The sequence below is a fragment of the Bacillus paralicheniformis genome (genome assembly GCF_001042485.2).
GTDB lineage: Bacteria > Bacillota > Bacilli > Bacillales > Bacillaceae > Bacillus > Bacillus paralicheniformis.
Map to the genome: position 1 here is coordinate 224,068 of NZ_LBMN02000005.1, position 19,150 is coordinate 243,217.

Annotated in this window: 20 protein-coding genes and 5 pseudogenes; 18 read left to right on the top strand and 7 right to left on the bottom strand. The window is 42.5% G+C overall.

The features are described from left to right. Positions 1-8 precede the first annotated feature (8 nt). Positions 9-1,055 carry a helix-turn-helix transcriptional regulator gene (locus ACH97_RS23960; protein ID WP_020449968.1) on the top strand — a complete coding sequence of 349 codons (1,047 nt, stop codon included), beginning with the start codon at positions 9-11 and terminating at the stop codon, positions 1,053-1,055. Positions 1,056-1,177: 122 nt separating this feature from the next. Here ACH97_RS23960 and ACH97_RS06090 read toward each other — a convergent pair whose 3' ends face one another. After that, entirely contained in the window at positions 1,178-1,645 is a 468-nt protein-coding gene (locus ACH97_RS06090) for a helix-turn-helix domain-containing protein (protein ID WP_020449967.1), read from the bottom strand. A 251-nt stretch (positions 1,646-1,896) separates the two neighbouring features. Here ACH97_RS06090 and ACH97_RS06095 point away from each other — a divergent pair, with 251 nt between their 5' ends. The 6 genes from ACH97_RS06095 to ACH97_RS06120 all read left to right on the top strand — a co-directional run bounded on the left by ACH97_RS06095 (position 1,897) and on the right by ACH97_RS06120 (position 5,825). Next, positions 1,897-2,733 carry an AraC family ligand binding domain-containing protein gene (locus tag ACH97_RS06095; RefSeq protein WP_020449966.1) on the top strand — a complete coding sequence of 279 codons (837 nt, stop codon included), beginning with the start codon at positions 1,897-1,899 and terminating at the stop codon, positions 2,731-2,733. After that, positions 2,730-3,638: a DMT family transporter gene (locus ACH97_RS06100; RefSeq protein ID WP_020449965.1), complete on the top strand. Its 909-nt coding sequence runs from the start codon at positions 2,730-2,732 to the stop codon at positions 3,636-3,638. The genes ACH97_RS06095 and ACH97_RS06100 overlap by 4 nt, the downstream gene beginning before the upstream one ends. Beyond that, on the top strand, positions 3,635-4,054 hold the full coding sequence (locus ACH97_RS06105; protein ID WP_020449964.1) for a DUF2000 domain-containing protein: 420 nt from the start codon (positions 3,635-3,637) through the stop codon (positions 4,052-4,054). The genes ACH97_RS06100 and ACH97_RS06105 overlap by 4 nt, the downstream gene beginning before the upstream one ends. 295 nt (positions 4,055-4,349) lie before the next feature. Continuing rightward, a complete protein-coding gene (locus tag ACH97_RS06110) occupies positions 4,350-4,817 on the top strand; it encodes a hypothetical protein (RefSeq protein ID WP_020449963.1) in 468 nt (155 codons plus the stop codon). 37 nt (positions 4,818-4,854) lie between these two features. Beyond that, positions 4,855-5,301, top strand: coding sequence for a hypothetical protein (locus ACH97_RS06115; protein ID WP_020449962.1), 447 nt, complete (start codon positions 4,855-4,857; stop codon positions 5,299-5,301). A 68-nt stretch (positions 5,302-5,369) separates the two neighbouring features. After that, a complete protein-coding gene (locus tag ACH97_RS06120) occupies positions 5,370-5,825 on the top strand; it encodes a hypothetical protein (RefSeq protein WP_020449961.1) in 456 nt (151 codons plus the stop codon). A 32-nt stretch (positions 5,826-5,857) separates the two neighbouring features. Here the strand turns inward: ACH97_RS06120 and ACH97_RS06125 are convergent, their stop codons facing one another. Continuing rightward, a complete protein-coding gene (locus tag ACH97_RS06125; RefSeq protein ID WP_020449960.1) occupies positions 5,858-6,118 on the bottom strand; it encodes a YiaA/YiaB family inner membrane protein in 261 nt (86 codons plus the stop codon). A 149-nt stretch (positions 6,119-6,267) separates the two neighbouring features. Continuing rightward, complete coding sequence (locus tag ACH97_RS06130) at positions 6,268-7,902, bottom strand: Na/Pi cotransporter family protein (RefSeq protein ID WP_020449959.1); 1,635 nt, start codon at positions 7,900-7,902, stop codon at positions 6,268-6,270. A 239-nt stretch (positions 7,903-8,141) separates the two neighbouring features. Between ACH97_RS06130 and ACH97_RS06135 the strand changes: the two genes are divergently transcribed. Both ACH97_RS06135 and ACH97_RS06140 read left to right on the top strand, forming a co-directional pair. Continuing rightward, complete coding sequence (locus tag ACH97_RS06135) at positions 8,142-8,648, top strand: DUF1648 domain-containing protein (protein WP_020449958.1); 507 nt, start codon at positions 8,142-8,144, stop codon at positions 8,646-8,648. A 79-nt stretch (positions 8,649-8,727) separates the two neighbouring features. Further along, positions 8,728-9,006 (top strand): hypothetical protein, encoded by a 279-nt coding sequence (locus tag ACH97_RS06140; protein ID WP_020449957.1) that lies wholly within the window; start codon positions 8,728-8,730, stop codon positions 9,004-9,006. Between the two features lie 121 nt (positions 9,007-9,127). Here the strand turns inward: ACH97_RS06140 and ACH97_RS06145 are convergent, their stop codons facing one another. Further along, positions 9,128-10,000 (bottom strand): SDR family oxidoreductase, encoded by an 873-nt coding sequence (locus ACH97_RS06145; RefSeq protein ID WP_020449956.1) that lies wholly within the window; start codon positions 9,998-10,000, stop codon positions 9,128-9,130. Between the two features lie 266 nt (positions 10,001-10,266). Between ACH97_RS06145 and ACH97_RS06150 the strand changes: the two genes are divergently transcribed. Together ACH97_RS06150 and ACH97_RS06155 are read left to right on the top strand one after the other, a co-directional pair. Then, positions 10,267-11,004 (top strand): sulfite exporter TauE/SafE family protein, encoded by a 738-nt coding sequence (locus ACH97_RS06150; RefSeq protein ID WP_048350153.1) that lies wholly within the window; start codon positions 10,267-10,269, stop codon positions 11,002-11,004. A gap of 74 nt (positions 11,005-11,078) precedes the next feature. Beyond that, positions 11,079-11,744 (top strand): GntR family transcriptional regulator, encoded by a 666-nt coding sequence (locus tag ACH97_RS06155; RefSeq protein WP_039073258.1) that lies wholly within the window; start codon positions 11,079-11,081, stop codon positions 11,742-11,744. Between the two features lie 39 nt (positions 11,745-11,783). Here ACH97_RS06155 and ACH97_RS06160 read toward each other — a convergent pair whose 3' ends face one another. Further along, on the bottom strand, positions 11,784-12,401 hold the full coding sequence (locus tag ACH97_RS06160) for a nitroreductase family protein (RefSeq protein ID WP_048350154.1): 618 nt from the start codon (positions 12,399-12,401) through the stop codon (positions 11,784-11,786). Between the two features lie 290 nt (positions 12,402-12,691). Between ACH97_RS06160 and ACH97_RS06165 the strand changes: the two genes are divergently transcribed. Together ACH97_RS06165 and ACH97_RS06170 are read left to right on the top strand one after the other, a co-directional pair. Next, the gene (locus tag ACH97_RS06165) at positions 12,692-14,131 is read left to right on the top strand and encodes a pyridoxal phosphate-dependent decarboxylase family protein (protein ID WP_048350155.1); all 1,440 of its coding nucleotides are present in this window, start codon (positions 12,692-12,694) and stop codon (positions 14,129-14,131) included. 33 nt (positions 14,132-14,164) lie between these two features. Further along, positions 14,165-14,938 carry a class I SAM-dependent methyltransferase gene (locus ACH97_RS06170; RefSeq protein WP_041817140.1) on the top strand — a complete coding sequence of 258 codons (774 nt, stop codon included), beginning with the start codon at positions 14,165-14,167 and terminating at the stop codon, positions 14,936-14,938. Between the two features lie 24 nt (positions 14,939-14,962). On the opposite strand, the pseudogene ACH97_RS23965 reads toward ACH97_RS06170, so the two are convergent. After that, positions 14,963-15,322, bottom strand: a pseudogene (locus tag ACH97_RS23965) (MFS transporter); the annotation flags it as partial. A gap of 1,114 nt (positions 15,323-16,436) precedes the next feature. Next, a pseudogene (locus ACH97_RS06180) lies at positions 16,437-16,817 on the bottom strand (O-methyltransferase); the annotation flags it as partial. A 5-nt stretch (positions 16,818-16,822) separates the two neighbouring features. Between ACH97_RS06180 and ACH97_RS22750 the strand changes: the two are divergent. From ACH97_RS22750 to ACH97_RS22755, 5 genes and pseudogenes are all read left to right on the top strand, one after another. Then, positions 16,823-16,947 (top strand): annotated as a pseudogene (locus ACH97_RS22750) (winged helix-turn-helix domain-containing protein); the annotation flags it as partial. Between the two features lie 61 nt (positions 16,948-17,008). Then, positions 17,009-17,121: pseudogene (locus tag ACH97_RS24410) on the top strand (DUF255 domain-containing protein); the annotation flags it as partial. Positions 17,122-17,344: 223 nt separating this feature from the next. After that, positions 17,345-17,758: a MerR family transcriptional regulator gene (locus ACH97_RS06185; RefSeq protein WP_050820846.1), complete on the top strand. Its 414-nt coding sequence runs from the start codon at positions 17,345-17,347 to the stop codon at positions 17,756-17,758. Further along, positions 17,755-18,672, top strand: coding sequence for a DMT family transporter (locus ACH97_RS06190; protein ID WP_020449948.1), 918 nt, complete (start codon positions 17,755-17,757; stop codon positions 18,670-18,672). The genes ACH97_RS06185 and ACH97_RS06190 overlap by 4 nt, the downstream gene beginning before the upstream one ends. Before the next feature lie 71 nt (positions 18,673-18,743). Continuing rightward, a pseudogene (locus ACH97_RS22755) lies at positions 18,744-18,923 on the top strand (DUF255 domain-containing protein); the annotation flags it as partial. Positions 18,924-19,150: the final 227 nt, after the last annotated feature.

Consider the following 19,150-nt stretch of genomic DNA (forward strand, 5'->3'; position numbering starts at 1 on the left):
GGACCGACATGAACCGGCCGTTAAAAGACATACTGAACGAACTGCAGCGCACAACCCGTTCTTCGCCCCAATATATCGAAGCCATGCTGTCTGCATTAAAACAGGCGATTCCGTTTGATGCATCATGCTGCACGGCTGTAGACCCCAAGACCTTACTGTCCATCGGAGCCGTCACAGACGATCAAATTGAAGCGATCCATCCGCAATTATTCGAGCTTGAGTACACGCAGGAGGATGTGAATCGATTCGAAGCCTTAATTCAGACACGACAGACAGCGGCTATATTAAGTGAATCGGTCAAAGGAGACTTCCGGCAAAGCAAACGCTACAGCAACATTCTTGGGCCTGCAGGCTATGAAGATGAATTGCGCGCCGTTCTGCTCAGCAAGGGGGAGTGCCGGGGATACCTTACCCTGTTGAGGAAAAGAGGACAGCCGCTATTTACAGAAAAGGATAAGAGCTTACTCGCTTCACTCGCACCGCTTATCGGCCGGCACCTTCAGCAATTCAGACACCACCTGTCAAAAAAAGACGTGTTTCACATGAAACATGTCGGAGGCATTCTGATTTTGTCGGAAGACCTGCAGCCCTTGTCATGCAATCGAGCGGCCCTCCATTGGCTAAATATCTTGCGCGGCTGGGAAAGGATCGGCAGCGATGCCGTGCCGAGACCTGTCCGGGCCGTCTGCACGCGGGCAGCGGCTGAAACTGCCGATCCGGCAAAAACGGTCATCTCGATTCCGGGTCATTCCTGCCTATCCATTAAAGCGAGTCGTTTAGACGGCTTTGGTCCATCAGGCCAGATCGCCGTTTCATTCGAGCCTGCTTCACCGGCAGAAACCATACCGCTGATAGCAGAAGCCTACAGCCTGTCCGACCGGGAAAAAGACATTGTGTACCGGGTCATCCGCGGACTTTCAACAAAAGCCATCGGAGACGAATTGCATATATCGGCTTACACCGTTCAAGACCACTTGAAATCGATTTTTTTGAAGACGGGCGCAGGAAACCGGAGGGAGCTGATGTGGAAGCTGCTTGATGATGTGCTGGAGTGAAAATAAAGCGGGTGGAAAACTGTTCTCAACTCCGATTCCACAGACGAGACACGAAGTGTTTTTCACTATGTCTTATCTTGTAGGAATGAAGACCAGCAAATTCAGAGGACTTAACTTTTTCTTCATTCCACCCCATCCTGTTCATTGAACAGCTCGTCCAAACGCGCCACAGCATCCTGTTTTTCAAAGGTGCTGAACCATAGGTCGTCATACGAATCCAAAATGCGGTAATGGTGAGAAATCAAGTTTTGCTGAAGGCGAAACTCGCCTTTTTTCTCAATGTCCCGCCACCACACTTTTCCGCCGAGCGTCTTCCCTTTTGGTCTGTCGATGCTTCGGTGAGTGACAGTCTCCACCACCTCAAGGGGCTCATCCCCGAGCACGGCCTGCAGCACCTCACTGTTCCGAAAAAGCGCGCATACCGCGACAACATGCGCCCACCCCGCTGCCGACCTGCCCTTTTCAATTTGCACGAGCGTTTTCTTCGACATCCCGAGCACGTTCGCCATTTTCTCCTGCGTATAGCCGCTTTCCGCACGGATTAATCTTAACTTGGATGAAATGAGTTCGGTTATGTATTCTTTATCCATGGAGGAACCTCCGATGTTCTTTTTAGTGTAATATTACACTAAAAGTTACAATGGTTCAATTTTTATGACCCTGTAATTGCTGTCAGTTTAACACTCTCCTTATGATCTTCACCATTGTGATTCCATTCCACGACAGCTTCAAATTGCTCATTCTTTTCACAAAAAATACGATTTTTTCATTAAGCAACATCATACAAGAAATTTCTCAAAAACATGATAAACTTAAACATCATCACACCAAGGAGGCCAACATGCGAAATGAAACCCGCACGCTTTTCCTCGACCCTGATCTAAATGTTGAAGCCTACCGCTTTAAAGGCATTATGCAGAAGTTTCCGAATCACTTTCACGAGTACTTTGTGATTGGTTTTATTGAGAAGGGGCAGCGCTATTTGCTTTGCAAAGGAGAAGAATACATCATTAATCAGGGCGACCTCGTGCTTTTCAATCCTTATGACACGCACAGTTGCGAGCAGATTGACGGAAAGGCGCTCGATTATCGCTGCATAAATGTGATGCCTGACGTTATGAGAAAATTTGTGAAGGAGATCACCGGAACCGACAGCCTCCCATATTTCACGGAAAATGTCTTGTTCCGTCATGAGCTGAACGCCAGCTTGAAGGAGCTTCACATTCAAATATTGCAGAAAGAAAAAGCCTTGAAAAAAGAGGAGCTTTTTCTCAACCTCCTCGAGGAGTTGATTCGGACGTATTCTGATGTTGCGTTTCTCGAAAATGCGCCTGAACCGTCCGACGAAGTCAAAGCGGTGTGCGGTTATTTGGAATCCCATTACCAGGAAAACATTACGCTTGAACATTTAAGCAAGCTGGCAGGCTGGAGCAAGTATCACCTCCTGCGGTCGTTTACGAAGCAGAAAGGAATTTCCCCCTACAGCTACTTGGAAACCGTCCGTATCAATCATGCGAAAAAGCTGTTGGAAGAAGGCGTAAAACCAATCAATGCCGCTTTCCAAACAGGCTTCAGCGATCAGAGCCATATGACGAAATTTTTCAAGCGGCAGGTCGGGCTGACGCCGAAACAATATATGAAAATCTTTGAATATGACAGGCAGGAGATCAAAGGATGAAGACAAGACGCGAAACCGCCGGACACCTCGCAGCTGTTATCACGATCATCATCTGGGGTACCACTTTTGTCTCGACAAAGGTGCTGCTCGAGGATTTTGCGCCCGTAGATATATTGTTTTACCGGTTTCTCATCGGATTGATCGTGCTGATTATGGTGCATCCGCATGTGCTGACATTCCGGAGCTGGAGGCAGGAAGCGCTGTTTGCGGGAGCAGGTTTATGCGGGGTGACGCTTTATTTTCTGTTGGAAAACATCGCGCTTACCCTTACCTACGCCTCAAACGCCGGCATGATCGTCGCAGTTATTCCGATGATCACCGCGGTATTGGCGCATTTTTTCCTTTCGGGCGAAAAGCTGGAGCCCCGTTTCTTCATTGGATTCGCCGCCGCTTTTACAGGACTTGCGCTCATTTTCTTTAACGGACAAATGATGCTCAAGCTGAATCCGCTCGGCGACATTCTTGCTGCTGCCTCTGCATTCGTCTGGGCGGCATATGCGATTTTGATGAAAAAAATCAGCACATTCGGTTATCATACAATCCAATGCACACAGCGGATCTTTCTGTACGGCTTGCTATTCATGGTTCCCGCTCTGTTCCTGTTTGATTTCCGCTTCGACGCCAGCCCTTTCGCCTCCCCCGCCAATTGGCTGAATATCCTGTTCTTAGGTGCGGGCGCTTCTGCGCTTTGCTTTGTGACATGGAACTGGTCGGTCGGTGTGCTTGGGGCGGTAAAAACGAGCGCTTATATCTATATGGTACCCGTCATCACCATTGCCGCATCCGTCGTCATTCTGCAAGAAAAACTGACATGGGTTGCTTTTTGCGGAGGAGCGCTCACATTGGCCGGTCTTTATATTTCTGAAACAAAACCAAAACCGCAGCTGAAGGAGGAACAAATTTGATAGAAGAGACAAAATGCGCATTGATCATCGATGAAAGCCTGCCGCTCGGGCTAATTGCCAATACAGCTGCAATCCTGGGGGCTGCACTCGGCAAAAACAACCCCGGCCTGCTCGGAGAACATGTAACGGACGGCTCGGGAATCGACCATTTGGGTATCGTCAAACTTCCAATCCCCATTTTAAAAGGCAACGCCGAGCTGCTTCATCAATTAAGACAAAAGCTGTTGACCGACGAATTCAACGATATTCTGACTGTCGATTTCACCGATGTCGCGCAAGGCATTCATACATATGAAGAATTTATTGAAACATTTCAAAGCACCGCAGCTTCCGATTACCGCTATTTTGGAATCGGCGTTTGCGGCGATAAGAAAAAAGTCGCGCGGCTGACAGGAAGCTTGGGGCTGTTGAGATAAACAAAATACGGAAATTGACTTCGCTTCATTTAATGAAGGAGTCAATTTCCGTATTTTTTTGTCAATAGTAAAAAGAGGAACAATTGGGGTTGCAGTTGGAGGAATTATCATAACAACAGCTGGTGTAATTAGCTGGAACTCAGCATCTGAAATCGCTATTGGCACGGCGGTGTCTGCTGTGATATTTAGATAACTAATATCTCATTAATTTCCTTATTTAATGAAAGCTAAATAAATACATATTATAATGTATTTATTCAGTTTTTCAAAATTAAAGTATCGTGGAGGTATTACATTGAACACAGACAAACAAGTATTCATTGAAACGCAAAAAACAGCCAAAACCCTTAAAACTTACCGCGATAAGAGTGACGAAGAGTTATTAGCCTTTCTCGCTAAACAAGATTCATTAACCTTAAATCAACTGAAAGTCTATTACTCAGATCCTTCATTTGCGCTTCATTATTTCATTAGTGCGGCCTTTTTCAGTATAATATTGGCTACCTTCATAACTGCAATTCTTTCTGGTCAAGCAGCTTCGATATTCCCTTTCATTTCCGGCATCTCCATTCTAATATTAGCTGTCATATTTGCGGGGTGTATCTTCTGGGTGCTTAAACAGCTTGTCATCCTGAAAAAAAAGCCGATTCAATTCATTACACACTTTTCCAGGAAAGCCGAGTTTGCACGTATCGTAAAAATGATTGATTATGTTTTACAACAAAAATACAAAAAGGCATTAAAAAATATACCATACCAATAAAATCTCATGTTTTTTATGAAATAGGAGTGACAATCCAATGAGAAACGAAAAACAATTATTTGAAAAAGCCGAACATACAGCCAAACTCCTTGAATCTCACAAAAGTGACGAAGAGCTGCTTACATACCTTGCAAATCAAGATTCTGTTGCATTAAATCAGCTAAAAATCTATTTTTCAAACCCCAGCTTTACTTTAACATATTTTATTAAAGGCATTTTTTTTAGTAGTATGACTGCTGTAATTATGGCGGCCTTTTTATCTGGTCAAGTCTCCACCTTCACCCATGACCTTTCAAGGTTTTTTTCATTCTGCTTCATGTTCTATCTGATGTTCTCTTTGCTTTGGATCGTCAAAATGCTAATCACCTCGCGAAAAGGACCAATGCAAACAATCCTGCATTTCCAAAAAAGAGCGGAATATTCCAGAATCACGGGTATGATTGATTTTATTTTAGAAGAACGTTTAAAAAAAGAACTCAATTAGAAAGCAGAGGAACATTCACCTCTGCTTTGATTCTCTAACAATCAAACAAAAAAAGAAGGACAAATGACATGCAAACAGACAAACAATTATTCGAAAAAACAAAACAAATAGCAGAAGCTATATTATTATCGAAAACTGAAAACGATGAAGAGCTGATGGCATACCTCGAAAAACAAGATTTATCCACGCTAAACCGGCTGAAAGTTTATTTTTCGGGTCCTACGCTAAAAATTAGCCACGTGATCAAAGCTTCGCTTTACAGCTCCTTCACTGCCAGCATTATAACTGCTATATTTTCTGGTCAAGTCGTTTCCATTTCATATGACATCGAGCATAATTCTTTTCCTTTGATATTAACAATATTACTTTTAGCCAGCTCGATCTGGGTGTTCGGCACGATCACTAAATCACAGAGAAACAAAGACCAAAACTTCTTACACTTTAGAAAAAAATCGAACCATACAAAAATTATTGGAATGATTGACTTCGTTTTGGAAAACAAATATAAAAATATTTCAAATTGAAAAAAGCATCCCTAAAGATGCTTTTTTTATGCTTACTCACCACTAGACAAATTCTGTCTTCTCTCCTGCTCCGCGATGATTTCATTATCCTCAGCGTTGTCTCTCGTCACTTTCTGCGTCAAAATCGCGCCGACCGCCACTAAAATCATCACAGCTATGTAATAGCCTTTTTCATTGAGCTGCAGGTTGTCCGCATTGTAAAGGCCGATACCGAACAAAAAGACCCCCGCAAAAAATGTGAAATATGACATAACCGTAAAGGCCGTTGTGTTTCTTCTTCTGTGTTTCTGCATCTTAATACCTCCTAAAGAATAAAACTATTATACTTTATTTAGGTCAACAGAAGAAGAATGTTCTTCCTTCCCACACATAATTTAGTAAATATGTCACATGGTGATAAAAAAGGCCTACAAAATAAAAAACCGGGAATGACTCCCGGTTTTTAATGCTTTTCTTCGCCTAAAACAGCTTCTGCAATATTGACGGCATGGTCGCCGATCCTTTCCAGATTGCTGGTGATATCGACGAAGATCACGCCTGCTTGTCCGCTGCATAATCCGTCGTTTAAGCGAAGAATGTGCTTTTTGCGAAGCTTGCGTTCCATTTTATCGATTTGATTTTCTTTTTCGACTACACGTCTTGCGGCATCTTCGTTATTTTCTCCAAGAGCTGTGATAGACTCCTTAACAGTGGAAATGGTCAGATCAAGCATTTCTGTTAAGTCCGCCATTGCAGCTTCGGAAATTTTCACCCTGTTGGATTGCTGGTACTCGCCAAGCTCAACCAAGTTTTCAAAATGATCGCCGATTCTTTCAATGTCTCTGACTGTGTCCATTAACATATGATGTTCTTCAGATTCTTGTTCAGAAAGAGTGGTCGCTGACAGTTCGATCAAGTAATCGGTAATCTTTCTATCTAAATTGTTGATCGCATCTTCTATTTGAAAAGCGCTTTGCGCATGTTTTGCCTGTTTTGTATTAAAAAACTCTTTTGTTTCCTCAAGTCCCTTTACTGCAAATTCACCCATACGCAGTACTTCTTCTTTGGCCTGTCCCAGGGCAATTGAAGGCGACTGCTGAATGAACAGCGGGTCCAGATGTGTTGCTTTATAGTCCACAACCGAATCTTTGCCCGGAATAAGCTTCGTAACGATCAAAGCCAATATGCCGACAAACGGAAGCTGAATCAGCGTATTTGACGTATTAAAGATCCCATGGGCAAACGCAATCACCATCTTAGGATCCAGTCCTAAAGAGGATTGAAGCATTAAAATCAAACTTGTGAATGGCTTCAGCAAGATCAGGAAGATTGCTGTTCCAATCAGGTTAAACAATACGTGAACGGCCGCAGCCCGTCTCGCTGCGACGGAGGCGCCAAGAGATGCCAGTACAGCGGTAATCGTCGTACCGATATTGTCCCCGAATAATACAGGAAGAGCGCCATTTAGATCTATTAATGAATCGGCAAACAGCCCTTGCAGGATCCCGATGGTTGCACTTGAACTTTGGACGAGAACGGTGAAAAGCGTGCCGACAAGCACTCCGAGAACAGGGTTCGTACTCATGCTGACGGTTAAATCATGAAAAGCTTCAATCGTTCGAAGCGGCTTCATTCCGCTGCTCATTAATTCCAAGCCATAGAAAAGTGCACCAAATCCGAACAGAACTTGGCCGAGGTTCTGAAATTTTTTGCTCTTTAAGAAAAACAGCAAGAATGAACCAATGGCGAGGATCGGAAGCGCATATGCACCAACGTCAAAGCCGATAATAAATGCCGTGACCGTCGTTCCGATGTTCGCACCCATAATGACGCCGATCGCCTGGCGGAGGGTCATAAAGCCGGCGCTGACGAGACCGACAGTGATAACGGTCGTGCCGGAACTGCTTTGAATTAAAACCGTGACAATGATACCAGCCAAAACACCCATCAGAGGGTTGCTTGTAAAACGATCCAAAATGTCTCTCAGCTTATCTCCGGCTGATTTTTGGAGTCCTTCCCCCATAAACTTAATACCGAGAAGAAAGATCCCGAGACCTCCAATGAATTCAAAAAGCAATTTCTGCACATCTATTTCCAACGTCTTGCCCCCCTAATTCGACATAAATCTACAAACCAAACACTATGATTATGATGGAGATTAAAGCCTATGTAAACGATTCAAATCGAAAATTTACAATAACTTAACATTGCCGGCTGATGATTTACATTCCCTTAACATTGCCTGGACTGATCGCAAATATACCCTATTCCAACAGGCAAAAATCCCGAACTTTTTCATGGGTTAAACCGTATTTAAAACTAAAGGAGAGATCACATATGCCAAACAGAGCTAACGGTACTCACATTAAAATTAAAAAGACAAAAGGGGAACGGGTTTGGAACGCATTTGGCTATTTCTTTTACCTGGGATCAATTATCTTTTTGGCCGCTGTCTGGGGAGCACTCCCCGAAAAAGTGCCTGCACATTACAACGCACTCGGTGAAGTCGATCGCTGGGGATCAAAATGGGAGCTTTTGATATTGCCGGGAATCGGATTACTTATCCTTCTGTTCATGCAATTCTTAGAAAAGCACCCTGAGATTCATAATCATCCAAAGCGTCTGAATGAATCAAATGCTGAAGACTTCTACCTGCTCAGCCGAAAGTTGATCAACCGCTTAAAAAATGCATGTTTAATCATTTTTTCTCTCATATTAATGGAATCTGTGTCAATCGCTTTAGATTGGGGAAGCGGATTTGGCGGATGGTTTCTTCCGGTTGCCTTACTCGGCATCGCCATGCTTGTGGCCGTAAGTTTAATACAGCAAAAAAAGATCAAATAACGGTCAGGTGCATATTTGTAAAGATTCAAAATGGTCGTCCCCAACGGATTTTTATTGTTAGTCGAAACGGAGGTATTCAATGTTCGAAGCAATTATTCTATTTATTTTAGGGGTCTCGGTTCTCGCAGCCGGCTTTTTATCTTTAAAAAGGGAGCTGTCAACTGAATCTGTTTCTATATCTTCCACTGATGAAGCTAAATCTGAATTTAAAAAAATGTTAGATGATCACGGCTGGTTTTACCTGACCGGTATCGCCCTTTTCATGCAATTTATATTTCGCGGATTTCACTTTACATTTGAACACTTTTTTATGCCTTCATCATTAGCTCTGGAATCCAGTCGATTTTTACTTATTTAATAAAAAGAATTTGGGCTATAAGGTATGCGCGGTGATTGTGGTGAGTTTTTTAGTTATCTATCTTTAAAAAAAGAGTGATGAACACTGTAATCTTGTTCATCACTCTTTCGAATGCCGTTAATTACTTCGCTTCTGAGATACCTCCAACAATTTGAGCCAATCCTTCTTTAATTGGAGTGAGCGGACGGCCGAGCACTTTTTCAAAATCATCGCTTTCGACTTCAAGTGTGCCTTCACGAATGCCTTTTTGGATTTCGACAACCATCGGAATCAGAAAATCCGGTACACCCGCATTTTTCATGATATCGCGATAGGCAGCATCGTCAACATGCTGGACGGGTACTTCTTTGCCCAATACTTCTCCAAGGGCTGAAGCGATTTCTTCCTGAGTTAATAGTTTGCCTGAAAGTTCGTAGACTGTGTTTTCATGGCCTTCGCCGGACAGAACCGCTGCCGCTGCATCCGCGTAATCCTGCTGCAGCGCCCAGCCCACCTTGCCGTTCTCTGCTGACGTCACCCAAGGGGCTCCCGCCAAAACACCTTGAATACTCGACATTTCATTTTCCAAGTACCAGTTATTGCGCAAGAAGGAGTATGGAATCCCCGTTTTCAAAATCGCTTCTTCAGTTGCTTTGTGAGTCGGCGCAAGGAAGTTTTTGCTTTCGCGGGCATTCGCAATACTCGTATAAGCGATAAACCGAACTCCCGCGCGTTCTGCGGCGGCTACCGCATTGCCGTGCTGACGGATTCTCGTCTCATTGTCTCCATCGGCAGAGATGATCAGCAGACGGTCAACGCCTTGAAATGCGGATGCCAATGTTTCCGGGCGGTCAAAATCCCCTTGACGCACATCGACTCCTCGCGCCTGCAGCGCTTCCGCTTTTTCCGGATTGCGCACGCTGACCGCCAGCTGATCCGCCGGTACAGTTTCCAGCAGTTTTTTCACAACTTTCGATCCTAATTTTCCAGTTGCTCCTGTTACTAACATTTTCATACTCAAATTCCTCCTGATGTTTTAATGTCGAACTGTAACAAAAAACGTTACACTTGATGTAACTATCATAATTACAAATAGACTGATTGTCAACAGGAATGTCCTTCACTTGGCTAAAAAAATAAAAGTAGACGATATACGCCCTCCCGGCTCTCTTGTCAATATGGGAATAATAGAGTAAGATGTTATCATTGATTTTGGTCGACCAGATACCGTCGACCCTCAGATGATGCGAAATCAGTTATTCATAAAGGGGAAGAAGCAACATGTTGATTGTGTTGGTTATGTTTTTATTAGGTCTTGTGCTTGGCTTTGTCGGGGCCGGCGGAGCCGGATTCGTCATCGCACTGTTAACGATGATGTTTCACATTCCGATTCATACAGCATTGGGAACATCTCTGGCCGGTATGGCTTTTACGAGCTTATCAGGAACGTACAGCCACTTTCGCGAAGGAAATATCAAGCTGAAAATCGGCTTAACCGTCGGCTGTTTTGCTGCAATAGGATCCTTTGCAGGAGCTAAGCTGACTTCTCTGATACCTTCAAGTTCATTGCACTATATGACCGCAGGAATGTTATTCTTATCGGCCATTCTGATTTTAATCAGATTATTCTTTTTGCAAGAAAAAGAAGCTGACCAGGAAACGAACCTTGCCTTTTGGATCAAGGCCAGTTTATTGGGAATCGTAGCCGGCATCCTGTCCGGAACGTTCGGAATCGGCTCGGCGCCTTTTATTCAAATCGGGTTGATGATGATGCTGAACCTGTCTATTCGCCATTCCGTAGGAACGACGATGCTCGTCATTATTCCGCTCTCGTTAGGCGGTGGGGCGGGCTATATTTCAGAAGACTTCGTCGATTATGTTCTGTTGGTCAAAATCTTGATCGGTACGATGTGCGGCGCTTATGTCGGAGCTAAATTCACCAATGTCCTGCCGAAAGTCGTCTTGAAATCGGGTTTATTTTTAACTCCCGCCGTTTCAGGGTTCATTCTCTTATTTTAATTAACTTGGAATGACTATAGCGGGAGATCACGAAGGAACCTGTGGTAAAATACGAAATGAAAACGAATACGAGGATGAGAAGCGTGATTGAAAAACCAAAACCGTTTTATGAACAATCCTACCATGCGATTAAGCGAATGATATTTGAAGGGAAATTAAAGCCCGGTGAACGAATCGCCGAAGCGAAGTTAGCTAAGGAGCTCGGCGTCAGCAAAAGCCCTTTGAGAGAAGCGATCAGAGTTCTGGAAAAAGAGGGGCTCATCGTCATCGACTCAAGAGTGAAGGTCTATCAGCCGACAATCAAGGACGTTGAAGAAATCTATTTTTGCAGAACGGCGCTTGAATCATTCGCTGCGGGATTGACGGCAAGAATTGCAACGGCAGAGGAACTGAAAACGATTGAAGACGTTTTGCAAAAAACGGAGGAAGCCATCCTTCAATCCAAGGATCAAAACACAATTATCCAATTAAATGATACATTTCACGACTTAATTATCCAATATACACGAAACAGTCTATTGCGGAAGCAGCTCAACGATTTGGAAGGATTAATTTATTATTTCCGCATTTTGAATTTTGAAGGAGAAAAACGGGCTGAAGCCATTTTGGAGCAGCATCGGGAAATTTTCCGCCATATGAAACAAAGAGACGACGAGCAGGCATCAAAAGCGATGATTCGCCACCTTAAGCTTGATCTTGACCACTTAGTCGAAGTACTGTCTCACCGCGGGGAAAAATGATAAAGAGGGCTGCCTGTCTTAAGGCGCCCTCTCCTTTTTTTAATAGAAAGAAACAAATTCATTAACCGGCTTGCGATATCCTCTCAAGAGTCGGCTGCTTTCTTTTTCTTTGCCGATCGTAATCATGAGGACGATTTCATGTGTATCCGGGATCTCGAGCAACTCGCGGACCTGATCGCTGTCAAATCCGATCATTGGGCATGTGTCCCACCCCCGGTTTTTGGCGGCAAGCATAAACATCATCGCAGAAAGAGAAGCATTGCGAATCGCTTCTTCCTTCATGAATGGCTCCCCGCGCGTCTCGTAAAATTGGGTATTGTTTTCAACCATTTCCTGCAGCTCAAAGTCCTTAATAATTCCTAAATCCCTCATGCCTTCGTTGATTTTTTCCGTTTGCCGGTAGGCGTAGCGGTCTCCCGTCACTAAAATCACGGCAGAGGCTGAATGCACTTTATATTGGCCGCTCGCAGCTTCCCTGATTTTTTCTTTTAAATCCTTCTCCAATACCACTTTATACTCTGCGTGCTGCAAATTGAACGCTGAAGGCGCTAGCTTGATATCCTCAAAGATAGGCTCCAAATCTTTCACCGTAATTTGAACATCTTCCAGAAAATTATTTGCAGAGTGACGCGTTTCGATAAGCTCGTTAAATTCCATTTTCAAAAAACTCCATTCATCTATCCTTTTGCATCAATATCCTTACTTTTATGATCGGCGATAAGCTACCTATTGTTTAGCGACGCTCACATGAACCAAAGAGAACGCGGCGTGGTGTCGGGCTTCTGTCGATAGACATGCTCAAATGTCTTGTGACCGGCGTCATAGCAGCTTCTGTCACCACATTATTTTTTTCCTTCGAACCTTATATACTCAGCAATCAACCATGATACGCCAAAATCAAAATGCTATAATTGAGAAAAAATGTGAAAGAAAGCAGCGTGTGAACTATGAAACTATCCTTTTTGCCCAGTAACACTTTTATCGATCCGAACGGACAGAATATTAAGGAAATATCGATTCTTGTTGATCAAATCGTCAAATTTGTCATTGAGCACACAAGCAACGCCGGAAATCACCGCACTTTGCCTTCTCCGGAATCATCACATTACGGCGATATACCCGAGACCGGAATCGAATTAGAAGAGCTCTTAAAAAAGTTGCAGGCGATTGTAAAAAACTCCATGAATCCTCTAGGCCCGAATTATATGGGGCATATGGATTCCATACCGACTCTAATGTCTTGTCTGGGCGAATTCGTCAGCACTTCAATCAATAACAATATGCTGAGCCTTGAAATGTCGCCTGTCTTTTCGAAGATGGAAGTACAGCTTTTGGGCACCATTGCCCGTATGTTTGGATATGACGACAACTCAGGGGGTGTGATGACAAGCGGCGGAAGCCTCGCGAATCTTCAAGCGCTCGCAGCAGCACGAAACGATCAATTGAAGGTAAAGGAATCGGGGTTATTCGGTCTTTCCGGAAAGCCGGTCATCTTTGCTTCAGACGTCAGCCATACTTCCTTACATAAAGCAGCGATGCTGTTGGGACTGGGTACCTCCAGCGTAATCCCGGTGAAAAGCAGCAGCGATTCGAAAATGGATCTTGACGATTTAAGAAAGAAAATCAAGCAGGCAAAAAATGAAGGCAAGATTCCTTTTGCAATCGCAGCCACGGCCGGAACGACAGTCACAGGAAGCATTGATCCCATTCGATCGATCGCTGACATCGCAAAGGAAAACGGATTATGGCTGCATGTCGACGCGGCATACGGAGGAGCACTCATTTTTTCAGAAGCTTACCGCGATAAGCTGAACGGAATCGAAATGGCAGATTCCATCACATTCAATCCGCAAAAATGGATGTACATTGCGAAGACTTGTGCAATGGTTTTATTCAAAAATCACGGCGTTTTGGAAACCGGTTTTCGCATTTCCGCCCCTTATATGAATGAAACAGCCTTTGCTAACTTGGGCGAAATCAGTGTGCAGGGCACGCGGCATGCGGATATCCTAAAGTTATATTTATCGCTTCAGCACATTGGATTAAAAGGCTACAGGGAGCTGTTGCATGAAAGCCTCGCATTAAAAGACGAGTTTACCAAGCAGGTGAAACAGCGCCATTATCTCGAACTGTCCAGCGAGCCGGATACAAACGTTGTCTGCTTTAGAGGGATCCCGCATCACCTTGATGAAGCTCAATGGGATAACTGGAATCTCGAATTGCAGCAGTTTTTGTTGAATGAAGAAAACGTCTTCTTTTCATTGCCTGCATATAGGGGAAACCGCTGGCTCCGTGCCGTTTTGTTAAATCCTTTTATCTCTAATACCCTTATTCAAAGGGTCTTTGAAAAAATTGATCAGTTTTATGATCAGGGGATATCGTGTTAAATGAATAAACAGACTTTGAAAAGGAGGAGAAATATGACAAAGAAAATTGGCACAGAAGAAGCCATTCAAAGATGGAATCGATTTGCCGATGCGTATGCCGCCAATCATACCGAACTTGGAGACATCCACAAAGAAGTGTTTTTAAATCCTGCTATTTTTTCTCTCATTGAAACGGTAAAGAATCAACGTGTGCTCGATGCCGGGTGCGGTGAAGGGTATTTCAGCAGGCTGCTGGCCAAGGCCGGAGCCAATGTAACGGCTGTCGATTACTCGCCGAGAATGATCGACATTGCCAAGGAAAGAACGCCGGATGATTTGCCGATTGAGTATCAGCACGGGAACTGTGAAGACCTGAATATGTTAGAAGACAAAAGCTTTGATTTAATTATATCGAATATGGTCATGCAAGACCTTGCGGATTATGAAAAAGCGTTTCAGGAAATGCATCGGCTGCTGACAGACCGCGGATTTTTTATTTTTTCAATTTTGCATCCCTGCTTCATTACGCCGGAAAGCGGCTGGGAAAAAACAAAAGACGGAAAAAAACTGCATTGGAATGTAGACCGGTATTTTTATGAAGGTACATACGAACAAAAGCTTGGCGATCGGGAGAATATGCTGTTCTTCCATAGAACCTTGACGAGCTATATTAACACTTTGAGGAAAACGGGCTTCGTGCTCGAAAGCATAGTAGAACCAAAGCCATCAGAAGAAATACTGAAAAAATATCCGTCATTTGCAGAAGATTTCAGATGTCCTGATTTTATCGTTTTTAAATTAAGAAAGCCCGGCGGCGATGTCCGATAGGCCTCATATCGATGGATTCTTTTCCTACCCTTTTTGAGTGTCTGTTTTTCTTCGCGACCAAATGACGGATGGAATCAGAGCCAGGGATAACAGCCCTCCCGCCAATGCGATCAAAACATCATGCATTCCTTGCCCTTTCGCACGTGTTGAGGGCAACGATCAATAAAGGGATCCAGCGCCACCACTGCACCAGCGAGCAGTAAGGTTACTCCTGAGGCGATGCTCATGGCTGTCCGGCCAATTTTGTCAACAAGAACCCCTGTGACAAGTGATGGAAGATACATTGACTATGAAAACCTATCACGATCCCGACATCTCCAAGCTGTGTCCGTGGCACTGCATATGAACGGGAGTCATGGTCATAATCGCAACCATCACAATTTTTCGTTTATGAATAGTTGAATTTTTACAAAAGCACCTTTTGTAAATTTGTTAAGAGCATGTCCCCTTCAACATTTTATGAACTGAATCTATCCATATTCCGATTTTAGATTGTGGTGGCATTTCGGTTTCAGGTATTAAAAAAACTAGTCACCGAATCAGTAACTAGTCAGATGATGTTCTGTTAATTCTTGACTTGCGACAACTATTAAATCTTCCTATTTACACTTGGTACATAAAATTTCGTGAGCAAATTTAGATAACACTCTGTCTAAAGGACCGACAGGCATCCGCCTTTTATTCGGCATTCTAATAGCTACAGTCATCTCATCATTTTCATTTATTTCTTTTCCACATCGAGAACATTGTAGTTTTACGTCCTTAAAAAAACCTTTAAAAGAAGCCGTCATATTAAAAACCTCTATCCTGTACATTTTAAGTAATCACAGCAAACAAATTTAACGTTATCTTTATTCGTATACTAGCTACTATATTAAAATTGGAGCCTACATGGTATTTATTAATTCCTCAATCGAATAAATATCTTTCAAACTAAGAAGTGCAAAACGATGATTCTCGAAGCGACTGCTGCAATATGCTTTATTATTTTGTTTTAAAAGTAAGTTCATAATATTTCCCCCACTTTTTTGTATTTCGTCTTTCCAAAAATCAAGTTTTAAGATGTGTCCAATAATAAACAATAATAAATAGCGGTTACAATTAAAATAGCAAACCTGTATTTCCTATTTTAACATAACTTACCTTTCAACATGTCTTCTCAACATAGAAATTATTCTATTCACATAAACTGTGTACCTTCAAAATCCCCCTAATAATATATGTTTAAAAGACCTTTAAATTCCAGATCAAAAACGATAATACAGCGACAACAGCCGCCCTATCGAAGATATACTTAACACACCCACAATCTTTTGGCGGTCCCCTTTAAGGGAAGAAGCGAAGTGAAAAAACAAGATTGTGCTTTGTGCATTTGCTATACGTCCTACCAATTTTCTTACTGGAAGTCCCCTCCTATATGATTGGATAGTTTGGTCTTCCTTTAAAATACAGTTTTAGCACCTTTATTTGCTCTTTAACAAGATTACAGCAATCAAACTCAGTCGCAAATCGGTTCTTTTTTCACTCTTGAAACGGTCATCCCATCGCCGATCGGCATCGACAGGTATTCTAATTGAGGATGGGCGGCGACCGCTTGATTGAATTTCTTCATGGATTCGGTATGACGCTTCGGTGTAGCATCATCGTCTCCTATACTTCCCCCTGCAAGTACGTTATCGGCAACGATTATAGCGCCAGGTTCCGCCAATTTGATGCAATACGCCAGGTAATGTTCATAATTTCCTTTGTCTGCATCGATAAAGAAAAAATCGAATCGCTTTTGATTGCCGGCTAATGTTTCAAGGCTTTCCAGAGCCGGTTCTGTCATATCCGATACCTGGCTGCCGAATCCCGCTTTAGAGAGATTGCTGTGTGCCAGGTCGATGGAAGGAAGACTTTTTGAAATCGGACAATAATATGATGGTGCACATTACAAAAATTAGAGAAAAAATAGAAGAAGACCCCAAACACCCTATAACATTAAAACTGGAACGGGATATAAAATATGAGGAAGTTTGGAATTAAGCTGGTTGCAAAGCCTCTTGGCGCGATTGCAATTAGTTTTCTTAGAGGTCACCATACTTACACCAACACGCCCACAACCCCGTCGACTGGAACCCTTTTCAAAAAACGAAACACGAAAAAAGCCGATACTTGCCAGCATCGGCTATTCGACTTGTCATTAATAGCCCGGGATAATCAACTCGTGTGGAACATCATTAAAAGATAACAGCAGCCATTTTAAACGATAATGCCATTTGTTCAAATAATACAGTTTACCTTTTATGTCATTCATTTTTTAAAACCTGTCATCCGTAACCATGCGGTAGCAGGTTTTTTTATTTGCTTGACTTAGAGTTAACTCTAAGTTGTAAACTAACTTTAATCAAATGAGAGGGATGATGTTTGTTGTATTCCATTAGTAAAGCTGCTGAGAAGACTAGTATTAGTTCGTATACATTAAGATATTATGAAAAGATTGGGTTACTTCCACCACCAAAACGAAAAAACAGCGGAAGGCGTTTTTATACGGAGACTGATATTCAGTTCATGTTATTCCTGAAAAGTTTAAAGGAAACAGGTATGTCTTTGGAGGATATTAATGAGTTTGTCAAAGACGGATGCATTTTGGAAAAAATCAGTTCGGATGTTAAATCGGCACAACTCTCCCCATCTATAAATAAACGTATTGAGATTTTAACCAAACACTTAGAGAAAATGGAAATTAAAAAAAGGGAGCTGGAAGAAGTGATTTCTACTACAAAAGGAAAATTGGATACATATTATTCAATTTTGAAAGAGGAAGTGGAAAACAAATGAAACATTTAAATATATACATGATGTTACTTGGTTTCTCTATTTTCACGGGAGCTACTTTTAATCTTGCAAAATATACAGTTGGATATTTTTCTCCCTCGTCTTCTGCGGCATGGCGTTTCGGTTTAGCGGCTGCAGTGATGCTCATCATTTTGATTTTTACTGAAGGTATAAACAAGAGTCAATTACGGAAAAACGCCGTTTCATACATTGTTCTTGGAATTATAGGGATCTTTGGATTTAATGCATTGTTTTTTGTTGGTTTGAAATATACATCTCCCGTTAACGGAGCATTAATAATGGGGCTGAATCCTTTATTAACAGCAATTCTCGCTCGAATTATCTTAAAGGACAAAATGACAAAAAAACAAGTGCTCGGTATATTCTTTGCTTTCATCGGTGTATTGTTAGTTATTACACAAGGTTCTATCGAAACCATTAAAACCTTATCAATTTCAGGCGGAGACTTAATAATCTTTACAGGTAACGTTTGTTGGGCACTTTATGGTGTAATTGGACGTCGGTTTGTAAAGGATGGAACTCCGCTATCTACAACCACTTATACGATGGTTATCGGTGCTGTTAGTTTAATAGTAGCTTCCTTATTTACATCCAATCCTGCTTCTTTACCGAACATCCCGATTGGAGTTTGGGGAGCAATTGCCTTTATGGCTTTCTTTACAAGTGTTTTGGGTTACCTATGGTGGAATCAAGGGATTAAGGAGATTGGGGCAAGTAAAACATCTTTATTTTTCAACCTTGTTCCCGTTGTAACGATGATTATTTCATTTGCTGTTGGAACACCGATAAAGGCATTGCAAGTTATTGGGGCTGTGTTAGTTATATTGGGCGTTCTAACTGCTTCGGGGGTAATACGCATTCCTAAGTACAATACTAAAGAACAGTCAGCTGTATAAAGAAACAGGGATTATTTTTGAAAAAATGTGTTAAGTTAAATATACACTAATTCTAGGAAGAAGGTGATCCCATGCCAAACAAAAGTAAACCCAATAGATTAATCGCTGAGAAGTCACCATACTTACTCCAACACGCCCACAACCCCGTCGACTGGTACCCCTGGGGCGAAGAAGCCTTCGAAAAAGCGAAACACGAAAACAAGCCGGTACTTGTCAGCATCGGTTATTCGACTTGTCATTGGTGCCATGTCTCTTAAAATAACCACAAAAAGCAACCAGTTTCGGCTGCCTTTTAATAAATTTAATGCAAATTTTTAGAAACCTTAGTTTGAAAACTTTTTTCTAACCTATGACCCTTAATATCTTCCTCAGACATGTCGAAACCCACGCTCAGGATAACGTTCAAGTGGGACCACTGCTTAAACTTCAAACATCATATATGTGTCATTCACTTGTGGCGTTTCAATTGCGGTTAGAT